The 12480-nt window shown below is 71.2% G+C and carries 10 protein-coding genes; 3 read left to right on the forward strand and 7 right to left on the reverse strand.

Annotation, left to right across the window (positions count from 1 at the left end; genetic code table 11):
* Positions 1 to 117 precede the first annotated feature (117 nt).
* Genes ACWD10_RS28040 through ACWD10_RS28050 form a run of 3 tightly spaced genes read left to right on the forward strand, consistent with a single transcriptional unit; the run spans position 118 to position 2731 of the window.
* Positions 118 to 1035 (forward strand): ABC transporter permease, encoded by a 918-nt coding sequence (locus tag ACWD10_RS28040; RefSeq protein WP_451095988.1) that lies wholly within the window; start codon positions 118 to 120, stop codon positions 1033 to 1035.
* A 49-nt stretch (positions 1036 to 1084) separates the two neighbouring features.
* Positions 1085 to 1996: an ABC transporter ATP-binding protein gene (locus ACWD10_RS28045; protein WP_451095797.1), complete on the forward strand. Its 912-nt coding sequence runs from the start codon at positions 1085 to 1087 to the stop codon at positions 1994 to 1996.
* Between the two features lie 15 nt (positions 1997 to 2011).
* The gene (locus ACWD10_RS28050; RefSeq protein WP_451095799.1) at positions 2012 to 2731 is read left to right on the forward strand and encodes an ABC transporter permease; all 720 of its coding nucleotides are present in this window, start codon (positions 2012 to 2014) and stop codon (positions 2729 to 2731) included.
* A 102-nt stretch (positions 2732 to 2833) separates the two neighbouring features.
* Here the strand turns inward: ACWD10_RS28050 and ACWD10_RS28055 are convergent, their stop codons facing one another.
* The 7 genes from ACWD10_RS28055 to ACWD10_RS28085 form a co-directional block, all read right to left on the reverse strand.
* The gene (locus tag ACWD10_RS28055) at positions 2834 to 4096 is read right to left on the reverse strand and encodes a CynX/NimT family MFS transporter (protein WP_451095801.1); all 1263 of its coding nucleotides are present in this window, start codon (positions 4094 to 4096) and stop codon (positions 2834 to 2836) included.
* Between the two features lie 66 nt (positions 4097 to 4162).
* Complete coding sequence (locus tag ACWD10_RS28060; RefSeq protein WP_451095803.1) at positions 4163 to 4849, reverse strand: FadR/GntR family transcriptional regulator; 687 nt, start codon at positions 4847 to 4849, stop codon at positions 4163 to 4165.
* A 396-nt stretch (positions 4850 to 5245) separates the two neighbouring features.
* Positions 5246 to 6178 carry an HAD family hydrolase gene (locus ACWD10_RS28065; RefSeq protein ID WP_451095805.1) on the reverse strand — a complete coding sequence of 311 codons (933 nt, stop codon included), beginning with the start codon at positions 6176 to 6178 and terminating at the stop codon, positions 5246 to 5248.
* On the reverse strand, positions 6175 to 7452 hold the full coding sequence (gene serS / locus ACWD10_RS28070) for a serine--tRNA ligase (protein ID WP_451095807.1): 1278 nt from the start codon (positions 7450 to 7452) through the stop codon (positions 6175 to 6177). Before serS ends, ACWD10_RS28065 begins: the two co-directional genes overlap by 4 nt.
* A gap of 618 nt (positions 7453 to 8070) precedes the next feature.
* On the reverse strand, positions 8071 to 9006 hold the full coding sequence (gene pheA / locus ACWD10_RS28075; protein ID WP_451095809.1) for a prephenate dehydratase: 936 nt from the start codon (positions 9004 to 9006) through the stop codon (positions 8071 to 8073).
* A gap of 133 nt (positions 9007 to 9139) precedes the next feature.
* Positions 9140 to 10387, reverse strand: coding sequence for an iron uptake transporter deferrochelatase/peroxidase subunit (efeB, locus tag ACWD10_RS28080; RefSeq protein WP_451095811.1), 1248 nt, complete (start codon positions 10385 to 10387; stop codon positions 9140 to 9142).
* A gap of 10 nt (positions 10388 to 10397) precedes the next feature.
* Positions 10398 to 12479, reverse strand: coding sequence for a copper resistance CopC/CopD family protein (locus ACWD10_RS28085; protein ID WP_451095813.1), 2082 nt, complete (start codon positions 12477 to 12479; stop codon positions 10398 to 10400).
* Position 12480: the final 1 nt, after the last annotated feature.

The following is a 12480-nucleotide window of genomic DNA, read 5'->3' on the forward strand; positions in this document are numbered from 1 at the left end:
GCCGCGCGGCGTCTGGTGCGTGCGATCGCAAGGCGCCGGAGCGTCCTCGTGGCGGAGCCGCGGCGGCGGGTTCGGGGACAGCACAGCAGGGAGGCGGCCGCGATGGCAGCTGAGACGATGCGCAGCACACCCAGCACCCCCGGCGGAACCGGTGCCCAGGGCGCCCAGTCGCAGATCCACAACATCGGGTACCGCAGCTACGAGGGCTCCCGGCTCGGCCGCGCGTATGCCCGCCGCTCGCTCTACTCGCAGTCCCTGCGGGGCGCGTACGGCCTGGGGCGCAGCGCCAAGTCCAAGGTCCTGCCGATGATCCTGTTCGCGGTGATGTGCGTGCCCGCGGCGATCATCGTCGCGGTGGCGGTGTCCACGAAACTGACGAACCTGCCGATCGAATACACCCGCTACGCGATCGTGACGCAGGCCGTCATCGCCCTCTTCCTCGCCGCACAGGCCCCGCAGTCGGTGTCGCGCGACCTGCGCTTCAAGACGGTGCCGCTGTACTTCTCGCGGCCCATCGAGCGCGCCGACTACGTGGTGGCCAAGTACGCGGCGATGGCCTCCGCCCTTTTCGTACTCACCGCGGCCCCGCTCCTGGTGCTCTACGTGGGCTCACTGCTCGCCAAGATGGACTTCGCGGACCAGACCAAGGGGTTCGCACAGGGGTTGGTCTCCGTGGTGCTCCTCTCCCTGCTGTTCGCCGGGATCGGCCTGGTGCTCGCCGCCCTGACGCCGCGCCGCGGCTTCGGTGTCGCGGCCGTGATCGCCGTCCTGATGATCTCCTTCGGCGCCGTGTCGACGGTCCAGGCGATCGCCTGGCAGCAGGGCGCGACCGAGGCGGCCTCCTGGCTCGGCCTGTTCTCGCCCGTCACGCTCATCGACGGGGTGCAGACCGCCTTCCTCGGCGCCACCTCGTCCTTCCCCTCCGGGGAAGGACCTTCGGGCGGCGCGGGCGTCGTCTACCTGCTCGTCGTCCTCGCGCTGATCGCCGGTTCCTACGCCGCCCTGATGCGCCGCTACCGAAAGGTCGGCCTGTGACTGGCCCACCCGTCGCCCACCACCACCCTCAAAGGAATGGGCTGCGCCCATGAGCACGATTCACATCGCCAACGCATCGCGCTGGTTCGGCAATGTCGTCGCCGTCAACGACATCTCCATGACCATCGGCCCCGGCGTCACCGGACTCCTCGGCCCCAACGGCGCCGGAAAGTCCACCCTCATCAACATGATGGGTGGCTTCCTCGCCCCCTCCACCGGCACCGTCACGCTCGACGGCACCACGATCTGGCGCAACGAGCGGATCTACAAGGAGATCGGCATCGTCCCCGAGCGCGAGGCGATGTACGACTTCCTCACCGGCCGCGAATTCGTCGTCGCCAACGCCGAGTTGCACGGCCTCGGCAAGAAGGCCGCCGGGCGGGCCCTCGCCACGGTCGAGATGGAGTACGCGCAGGACCGCAAGATCTCGACGTACTCCAAGGGCATGCGCCAGCGCGTGAAGATGGCCTCGGCGCTCGTCCACGACCCGGCCGTGCTGCTCCTCGACGAGCCCTTCAACGGCATGGACCCGCGCCAGCGCATGCACCTGATGGACCTGCTTCGCCGCATGGGCGCCGACGGCCGCACCGTCCTGTTCTCCTCGCACATCCTCGAAGAGGTCGAGCAACTCGCCGCCCACATCGAGGTGATCGTGGCCGGGCGGCACGCGGCGAGCGGCGACTTCCGGCGCATCCGCCGCCTGATGACCGACCGCCCGCACCGCTACCTGGTGCGCTCCAGCGACGACCGGACCCTGGCCGCGGCGCTGATCGCCGACCCGTCCACGGCGGGCATCGAGGTCGACCTGACGGAGGGCGCGCTGCGCATCCAGGCCGTCGACTTCGGGCGATTCACCACGCTCCTTCCGAAGGTCGCCCAGGAGCACGGCATCCGCCTGCTCACGGTCTCGCCGTCGGACGAATCCCTCGAGTCCGTCTTCTCGTACCTCGTCGCGGCCTGAAGGGAGCCCTCGACCATGTATGACCCCACTGTCGCGCGGCTCACCTACCGGGCCCTGCTCGGGCGCCGCCGCGCTCTGATCCTCTTCTCCCTGCCCGTCCTGCTCATCGTCATCTCGGCGCTCGTACGCGGCTTCACCGGCGTTGACGATCAGGTGGCCGCGCAGGTGCTCGGCGGCTTCGCGCTCGCCACGATGGTGCCGCTGATCGGCGTGATCGCGGGCACCGGCGCCATCGGCCCGGAGATCGACGACGGCTCGGTCGTCTATCTGCTCGCCAAGCCCGTCAAGCGGCCGACGATCATCGTCACCAAGCTGACCGTCGCCATCGCCGTGACCATGGCGTTCTCCGCGATCCCCACCTTTATCGCCGGGATGATCCTGAACGGCAACGGCCAGCAGGTCGCGGTCGCCTACACGGTCGCGGCCCTGGTCGCCTCGATCGCCTACGCCGCGATCTTCCTGCTGCTCGGCACGGTCACCCGGCACGCGGTGGTCTTCGGGCTCGTCTACGCGCTCGTATGGGAGACCCTGTTCGGCTCCCTCGTGGACGGCGCCAAGACGCTGAGCGTGCAGCAGTGGTCGCTCGCGCTCGCCCAGAAGGTGGCGGGCGGCGACCTCGTCACCTCGGACGTCGGGCTGCCCGTCGCCGCCGTCCTGCTCGCCACCGTGACGATTCTCGCCACCTGGTACGCGGGCCAGAAGCTGCGCACGCTGACGCTCGCCGGGGAGGAGTGAGCCCCGTTTTCCCGCACCACGCGCGCGTGCCCGCCTTTTCGGTGGGCACGCGCGCGTAGTGCGTCGTTCTGGTGTCGTGGGGCGTACGAGGGGCGGGCCCGCTCAGACCGTACGGTTCCGGGCCGCGAGCAGGCCCGCCGCGAGCGCCGCCGCGCACACGCACAGGACCAGGGCGATCGGCACCGTCCAGCCCCCGGTGGCCTGGTGCACGGCGCCCGCCGCCAACGGGCCCGCGGCGGCGAGCAGATAGCCGACCGTCTGCGCCATCCCGGAGAGCCGGGCGGCCGTCGCGGCGTCGCCCGAGCGCAGCACGATCAGGGTCAGGGCGAGCCCGACGGCGCCGCCTTGGCCGATGCCGAGCACCGCCGCCCAGAGCCAGGCACCGGAGACCGGCGCGACCATCAGGCCCACATAACCGGCGGCCACGAGCGACGTCACCAGGGCGACGAGCGGGCGCTGGCTGCGCATCCGCCCGGCGAGCAACGGGACCACGAAGGCACCGGCCACCTGGATGAGGTTGTTGAAGGCGAAGACCACGCCCGCCGCGGCCCGGCTCATCCCGTGGTCCGTGAAGATCGTCGGCATCCAGGCGATCAGGACGTACGACCACAGCGACTGCAGGCCCATGAAGAGCGTCACCTGCCAGGCGAGCGGGGACCGCCAGATGCTCTTCGCGGGCCGCCCGGCGGCAGCCACCCGCACCTCGTGTCCCGTGCGTCCGCGCGCGATGAGCACCTGCGGCAGCCAGGCGACCGCCGCGACCGCGGCGAGCAGCGACCAGAAGGCGAGCGAGGCCTCCCAGCTGCCGCCGAGCGCCTTCTCCAGGGGCACCGAAGCGGCCGCGACGACCGTGGCACCGGCGATCATCGCGCCGGTGTAGACCGAGGTCATGGACGCGGCCCGGTCCGGGAAGTCCCGCTTGATCAGGCCCGGCATCAGGACGTTGAGCAGTGCGATCGCCGTGCCTACAAGGACGCCGCCGCCGTAAAGCGCCGCTACAGAAGGAAGGACGCGCAGCAGGATCCCGGCGCCGAGCAGCAACAGGGCGCAGAAGAGGACGAGTTCGGTGCCGAAGCGCCGCGCGAGCCAGGGCGCCACGACCGCGCCCACGCCGAGGAACAGCACCGGCACCGAGGTGACCAGGCTGCTCGCGGTCGAGGACAGACCGAAGGCCGCGCTGATCTCACCGACGAGGGGTGACACGCTCGCGAGTGCCGCCCGCATGTTGAGCGAAGCGAGCACGATCCCGACCAGGAGCACCACCGGGTGCGCGAGCAACGCGCGCCGTGCGGCCCGCCCTTGAGGCGAGGGCAGGACATCGGCCTCCGCGTCGAGGAGGAGCTGGTCGGAATGCGGGCGTGACAAAAGAGAGCGCCTTTCTCCGGTGCTTTTAACTGCTCTAACTGCTTTAACCAGTGGGGGATTTGGAGGTCAGGCCTCGGCGGGCGGTGACGCCAGCGCCCTGAGGGCCTCGATAGGAACCCGCAGCAGCTCCCGCACCGCGGCGTCCGCCGCCGTCGGGTCGCCCGCCTCGACCGCGGCCACCAGCGCCTCGTGGCCGTCGATGTCGACCGGGGGCATGTCCTGGTCGCCGAGCGCGTTCACCAGGACCTCGTGCACCTGGACCGAGAAGAACCGGTAGACCTCGATGAACGCGCTGTTGTGGGTGGCCTCGACCACGGCCATATGGAAGGCCATGTCGGCGTCCGCGTCCCGGTCGCCCTCCTCGCGCAGCGTGGCGAGCGCGGCCCGCAGCCGCAGCAGGTCGTGGGTGTCCCGGCGGGCGGCCGCGAGCCGGGCCGCCTCGGCCTCCAGGGCGACCCGCACCTCGGTCACGTCCAGGGCGCCCGCGTGCCGCATGCCACGAAGGACCGCCGCCGGGTCCGCGGCCGACCGTACGAACGTGCCCTGACCCTGCCGCGACTCCAGGAGTCCCGCGTGCACCAGGACCCGGACGGCTTCGCGGACGGTGTTCCGGCCGACGCCGAGCTGTTGGGCGAGGGCGTGCTCGGTGGGGATGCGGTCGCCGACCGCCCACTCGCCGCCGGTGAGCTGGGCGCGGAGCTGGTCCACGACGGTATCCACGAGGGACCGCCGTCCCGCGGCCTGTAGCGCCATGCCGTCGTCCTCTCTCCCATTCGCCCGGTTGCCCAGTCATCCTACAAGTTGTCTCAGTGGGGGTCGTAGGCCACATGCCACAGGGAGTGGGGGAGGGGGCGGCCGCGCGCGATGCGCGCACAAAAGGCCGCCCCGGGCGGCGCACCGGGGGGTGGCTGCGACGGAGCGCGATGGCTGCTCCGGAGCCGGCCGTCCCGGGCCGCCCTTTCGGGAGCGCGGCGGCGTGCCGACCGGCCTCGCCGTGCTCCTCTCCCGGTCGGTGGCGCGCATCCGGTGCCGCGCCTCCGGCACCGCGCCATGCGATCGGCAGCACCACTGTGCCGTCCGGGAAGCCTGGTACGCCACCGATTTTCGGGCGCCATGGGGCGGGTGTGCCCCGGCCGCCCGCCCCATGGCTCAGCCGAGCAGCCGCTCCAGGACCAACGCGATGCCGTCGTCCTCGTTGGACGTCGTCACCTCGTCGGCCACGGCCTTGAGTTCGTCGTGCGCGTTGGCCATCGCGACGCCGTGCGCCGCCCAGCCGAACATCGGCAGGTCGTTGGGCATATCGCCGAAGGCGATCGTGTCCCTGGCCTTCGCGCCGAGACGCCGGGCCGCGAGCGAAAGCCCGGTCGCCTTGGAGAGGCCGAGCGGCAGCAGTTCGACGATGCCGGCACCGGCCATCGTCACGCCCACCAGATCCCCGGCGACCTGCCGCGCCACGGTCGCGAGCGCGTCGTCGTCGAGCTTGGGGTGCTGGACGTACACCTTGTTCAGGGGCGCCGACCAGAGCTCGGCCGGGTCGCTGAACGCGACCACCGGAAGCGGACCTTCCTGCACCCGGTAGCCGGGCCCGACCAGGACCTCGCCGTCGATCCCGTCCCGGCTGGCGGCCAGGCGCAGCGGGCCGACCTCGGCCTCGATCTTGGCGAGGGCGAGGCCCGCGAGCTGCCGGTCCAGGGTCACCGAGGTGAGCAGCCGGTGCTCGCCCGCGTGGTAGACCTGCGCGCCCTGGCCGCACACCGCGAGCCCCTGGTAGCCCAGGTCGTCGAGGATGTGCCGGGTCCAGGGCACCGCGCGGCCGGTCACCACGATGTGTGCCGCGCCCCGCGCACAGGCCGTCTCCAGGGCGGCGCGGGTGCGGCCGGAGATCGTCTCGTCGCCGCGCAGCAGCGTGCCGTCGAGGTCGGTCGCGATGAGCTTGTACGGGAAGTCGCCGCCCGGCGAGAGGGACTCCCGCACCCGGACGGCGTCCTGCGCGGCACCGGCCTTCATGGAGCCGACCGTGACGACGCGCGCGCCGTCACGGTCGGTGCCGTCCGAACCGTCCCCCGTGGGAAGTGAACTCACTTGGCGATCGGCTCCAGAAGTTCGCGGCCGCCGAGATACGGACGGAGTACCTCGGGTACCCGGACCGAGCCGTCGGCCTGCTGGTGGTTCTCCAGGATGGCCACGATCGTCCGCGGTACGGCGCACAGCGTGCCGTTCAGCGTGGCGAGCGGGCGGACCTTCTTCTCGTCGCGCATCCGGATGGCCAAGCGGCGGGACTGGAACTCGGTGCAGTCCGAGGTCGAGGTCAGCTCGCGGTACTTGCTCTGGGTGGGGATCCACGCCTCGCAGTCGAACTTGCGGGCCGCCGAGGAGCCGAGGTCGGCGGAGGCCACGTCGATCACCCGGAACGGCAGCTCGAGCGAGGTCAGCCACTCCTTCTCCCACTCCAGAAGGCGCTGGTGCTCCGCCTCGGAGTCCTCGGGGGCGACGTACGAGAACATCTCGACCTTGTCGAACTGGTGCACCCGGAAGATGCCCCGGGTGTCCTTGCCGTGCGAGCCGGCCTCGCGCCGGAAGCAGGGCGAGAACCCGGCGTAGCGCAGCGGCAGCTTGTCGGCCTCGATGATCTCGTTCGAGTGGTACGCGGCGAGCGCCACCTCGGACGTGCCGACCAGGTACAGGTCGTCCTTGTCCAGGTGGTACACGTCGTCCGCGGCCTGTCCGAGGAAGCCGGTGCCGGCCATCGACTGCGGGCGGACCAGGGCCGGGGTGAGCATCGGCGTGAACCCGGCCGCCGTGGCCTGCGCCATCGCGGCGTTCACCAGGGCGAGTTCGAGCAGGGCGCCGATGCCGGTGAGGAAGTAGAAGCGCGAGCCGGAGACCTTGGCGCCGCGCTCGACGTCGATCGCGCCGAGGGTGGTGCCGAGCTCCAGGTGGTCCTTGGGCTCGAAGCCCTCGGCCGCGAAGTCACGGATGGTGCCGTGCGTCTCCAGGGTGACGAAGTCCTCCTCGCCGCCGACCGGGACGGCCGGGTGGACGAGGTTGCCCAGCTGCTGAAGCAGGCGCTCGGTCTCGGCCTTCGCCTCGTCCTGCTCGGCGTCGGCCGCCTTGACGGCGGCGGAGAGTTCGCCCGCCTTCTTCAGTAGCTCCTGCTTCTCCTCGGCCGGGGCCTTGGGGATCTGCTTGCCGAGCGTCTTCTGCTCGGCGCGGAGCTCGTCGAAGCGGACGCCGGACGACCGGCGCCGCTCGTCGGCGGAGAGCAGGGCGTCGACGAGTGCGACGTCCTCTCCACGGGCGCGCTGGGAGGCGCGGACACGGTCGGGGTCCTCACGGAGCAGGCGAAGGTCAATCACACCGCAAGGCTACCGGTGCGCGCTCCGGGCCTACGAGCCGTTATCCCATAACGCAGAGTGACGCCGGAATTGCCCTGAATTACAGCGCCTTTTCGCTGCCCGTCGGTGCCGTCAAGAAAAGCGCCGCAATTCCCTTGATCGTGGCAGCCGCGATGTCCGATCTTGACCGCTTCGCCCTTGCGGGGGGCGGTAGTTGACGCTTTCCATCCACAGGAAGGAGGGCTGCGGCGAAGTTATCCACAGGCTGTGCGAAAGAACTGTGGACACCGGAAAAGATCATTCCGAATCCCAACCGCGGCCCCATGGTTTCCCTGCCGAAACCCTCCGTACACCCACTTTCGAGTGGAAAGTGCTCGCTCCAAAGAGTTGATCAAAGGAATAGGGCTGACGAAAGCGGACCTGTCCGCCTGTGGACCGACTTGGGCGCCGAGGCCGATTTGTCGACTGTGCCGCGCTTCGATGTCGACTTGTCCCCAGGTCGAGAAGCCCACCTGTGGATAACTCCTGTGGATAGTCGATGGCGAGGAGCGGCGAGGGGCAGCGAGGAGCGGCGAGGAGAGGCGAGGGGCAGCGAGGAGCGGCGAGGAGAGGCGAGGGGCAGCGAGGAGCGGCGAGCGCTCAGCCCCGCCCGTCCTGGATCCGCGTCAGCCAGTCCGAGGCCGTCACGAAGTCGCTGTCCGTGGTGCCCGGCCGCAGCCCCCGTACGTCCTCCGGGGAGACCCCGGCCCGCGGATACGACCCGAGGAACCGGACCTTCGGGGTGATCCGCTTGAGCCCCATCAGGGCCTCGCCCATGCGCCGGTCCGAGATGTGGCCCTCGGCGTCCACGCAGAAGCAGTAGTTGCCGATGCCCGCGCCGGTCGGCCGGGACTGGATCAGCATCAGGTTGACTCCACGGACAGCGAACTCCTGGAGCAGTTCGAGCAGCCCGCCCGGGTGGTCCTCGGCCTGCCAGATGACCACCGAGGTCTTGTCGGCGCCGGTCGGGGCGGCGGGCCGGGCCGGGCGGCCGACCAGGACGAACCGGGTCTCGGCATTCGCCGCGTCATGGATCTCGGTGACCAGCGCCTCAAGGCCGTACGTGGCCGCCGCGAACTCTCCCGCGAAGGCGGCGTCGTACCGCCCCTCCTGCACCAGGCGCGCGCCGTCCGCGTTGGAGGCGGCCGACTCCCACAGGGCGTCCGGCAGGTTGGCCGCGAGCCAGTTGCGGACCTGGGGCTGGGCGACCGGGTGGCCGGTCACGGTCTTGACGTCGGAGAGCTTCGTGCCGGGCCGGACGAGCAGCGCGAAGGAGATCGGAAGCAGCACCTCGCGGTAGATCATCAGCGGCTCGCCGGTGGCGAGTTCGTCGAGGGTCGCGGTGACGCCGCCCTCCACCGAGTTCTCGATCGGTACGAGCGCCGCGGCGGCCTCACCGGCCCGCACCGCGTCGAGCGCGGCCGGTACGGACACCATGGGGGTGAGCTCGCGGGTGGCCGCTTCCGGGAGGGTGCGCAGGGCGGCCTCGGTGAAGGTGCCCTCGGGGCCGAGGTAGGTGTAACGCGTCGCCGACATGCCGTCACCCTAATGGGCCGCAGGGGTATCGGCTGCCCGGATTCGGGCAGCGCTCACCCTCATGGCGCTCCGACTCGCTCACGGTCACGCCCCGGTCACCCTCGGGGGCCGTACGACGGGCTTACGGCGGCGCTTACGACTCCAGGAGCCGCTGCCCCACGTACTCCCCGGCCTTCGCCCCGCCCGGCACAGCGAAGAGGCCGCTCGACTCGTGCCGGATGAACTTGGACAGGGCGTCGCCGCGGTCGAGCTTGCGCTGCACCGGCACGAAGCCGCGCAGCGGGTCCGCCTGCCAGCAGATGAAGAGCAGGCCCGCGTCCGGCACTCCGTCCGCGTCGAAACCGTCGTGAAAGGAGTACGGACGGCGGAGCATCGCGGCGCCGCCGTTCTGATCCGGGCGGGAGATCCGGGCGTGCGCGTCGGACGGGATCAGGAGCTTGCCGTCGGAACCGGTCTTGTCCAGTTCCGGTTCGGTCGTCTCAGTGGCGTCCGGGCCGCCGCTGAGCGGGGCGCCGTCGGACTTGCGGCGTCCTATGACCTTCTCCTGGTCGGTCAGCGAGAGCCGCTCCCAGTCGTCGAGGAGCATCCTGATGCGGCGTACGACGACGTATGAGCCGTTCGCCATCCACTCCGGGGCGGCCGCGGAGCCGTCGGAGGGGACGAAGATCCGCTCCTGGAAGTCGGGTTCGGACTCCTTGGGGTTGTTGCTGCCGTCGACCTGGCCCATCAGATTGCGGGTGGTCATCGGCTGCTCGGTGGCGCCCGGCGAGCGGTTGAAGCCGTTCATCTGCCAGCGCACCCGGGCCGTCTCACCGGCGTCGCGCTGAAGGGCGCGCAGCGCGTCGAAGGCCACGAGCGCGTCGTCGGCGCCGATCTGGAGCCACAGATCGCCGTTGCTGCGCTTGGCGTCGAGCCGGTCGGAGGAGAAGTCCGGCAGCGGGTCGAGGCTCGTCGGGCGCTGCTTCTCCAGGCCCGTACGGCCGAAGAAGCTGTGCCCGAAGCCGACCGTGACGGTGAGCGAGGAGGGGCCCGCGTCCAAGGCGACCGCCGAGTCGTGGCTCGTGGTCCGGCCTGCCATCAGCCGCTGTGCTGTCGCCGACCAGCGGCGGAGCAGCGCCGCGGCCTCCTTGCGCCCGGCGCCGGGCGCAAGGTCGAAGGCGATCAGATGGCCCCGGGCCTGCATGGGCGTGGTGATGCCCGGCTGGTGGTCGCCGTGGAAGGGCACGGCCGTCGCACCGACCGAGGCCAGGGCGGTGCCGGGTTCGTCCTGCGCCGCGGCGTGCCCGGCGACGCCGCCGACCGCGCCGAGGGCGAGGCCACCGGCGCCCGCTGCGCCTACGGTGCCGAGCAGTCGGCGCCGGGAGATCTCGATGTCAGCCATGGTGCTTGTGTCAGCCGATCTTCACGTTCTTGGTCACGGTCACTTGGTCGATGTCCGAGGTGCGCACGGTCACCTTGAGCTGCCAGTCGCCCGCCATCGGGACCTGGACGCCGGAGGCGCTCCAGTGCCCCGCCGCGATCCGGTCGGGGGTGACCGGGAGCGGCCCGATGTCCTTGGCCTTCAAGGTCAGGGCGGCCTTGATCTCGGGCAGGTCGAACGCCTTGCCGTCCGGGCGCTCGGCCCAGAGGTGCAGCGTATTGGCGCCGGTACGGCCCGGGTCCAGGTGGATCCGGACGGTGCCCTTGCCGTCCTGGCCGCCGGTGTCGAACGGCAGCCGGAAGTCGACCGGCCGGTCCGGCACGGCGGTACCGGTGGCGGCGCTCGCGCGGTCCACCCGCTCCTGAGTACGTGCCGGTTCGGTGGCCGTCAAGGCGGTGGTCACGGCGAGCAGAACGACGGCGACGGCCGCCTCGGTCAGCACCGAGCGCCGCAGACCCGCGCGATCGGGGTCGGCGTCACGGGCACGCTGCTCGCGCGCCTTGGCCAGGACGGCCCGCTGCCGGGCGAGTTGGGCGGCGCGCTGGGGGTCGGGGGCTTCCGTCTCTTCTTCCGTAGAGACGGTTTCGCCTGGAGAGGAGACGGCTTCGTCTGTGATGACGGTCTCTTCGGTCTCTTCGGTACGCGCCGCTTCTTCAGTAGTCACGGAATCCGCCGCCGCGGCTTCTGTAGTCACGGAATCCGCCGCCGCGGCTTCTGTAGTCACGGAATCCGCCGCCGCGGCCTCCGTACTCACACCATCTGCCAGCCGCCCCGTCCACCGCCGCGAGATCCAGGCAACCCCGAGCAGTACGGCGACCAGGCCGAGCTTGACCATGAGCAGCTGTCCGTACGCCGTACTGAACAGCGCGTGCCACGAACCGACCTGGCGCCAGGACTGATAGACCCCGGTCACCGCGAGGACGGCCACCGACCAGAAGGCGACGCCGGAGAAGCGGCGCACGGCCGCGCGTCCGATCGGCCCGAGCGGCCCGAGCGAGGGGGCCCGGTGGAGCGCGACGAGCAGCGCCGCGAGTCCGCCGAGCCAGGCCGCCATGGCGAGCAGATGCAGTACGTCTACGGGCATCGCGATCGCCGTCTGGATGCCGGTCGAGGCGTGCTCGGCGAGCGCCCAGGTGGAGGCGAGCCCCGCGGCGACGACGGTGCCGCCGATCGCGAGCCCGTAGGTGAGGTCCTTCTTCTCCGCACCGGCCTGATCCGCCGCCTTCTCCGCCGCGTCCTCGGCACCGTCCCCGGCGGCCTCGCGTTGCGCGTACGCACCGAAGAGCACCGCCACGAACAGCGCGGCCGCGGCGAGAAGGAGCAGCCGCGAGACCAGGGCGGCGCCGGTCTTCGTCTGCAGTACCTCGCCGATCGCGCCCAGGTCGAAGGCGTCCGCGAGCCGCCCCGAGTCGGTGTACGGCGCCCGGAGCAGCAGCAGCGCCAGGGTGGCCGAGGTCAGCGTCAGCCAGCCGTACACCACAAGACGTTGCAGTGGCCGGGCCCCGGCGCCGCGCGGCCAGCAGCCGAGGACGAAGGCCGCGCCGCCGACGAGCACCACGAAGCCCGCGTACGACAGATAGCGCGCGATGCCGTAGAGCGCGCCGACGAGCCCGCCGCCGACCTCCTGGTCCGGCACCGCGACGGAGGTCTCGGAGGGCGCGCCGATGGAGAAGCTGAACGCCCCCGAGACCGGGTGACTGTCCGCCGAAACGGCCTTCCACGAGACCGTGTACGTCCCGTCGGCCAGGCCGTCGCGCAGCGGGACGCCGTACTTGATGACGCTGCCGCCGCACAGGTCCTGGAGTTCGCCGCTGTCGACCCGCTTGCCGTCCGGGTCGAGCACCCGGATCGAGTCGTCCGAGATCGCGACCTCTTCGGAGAACTGGAGCGTGACCTTCTCGGGCGCCTGCTCGACCACCGCTCCCTGCTTCGGATCGCTCCCGGTCAGCGCGGCGTGCGCGGACGCGGGGGCGGCACCGGCCAGGAGCGCGCCGGTGACCGCCGCGAACAGCAGCAGTATCTGTACGAGTTGGCGGGAAGCGGTGGTCGGCATG

The organism is Streptomyces sp. NPDC002851 (assembly GCF_053591935.1).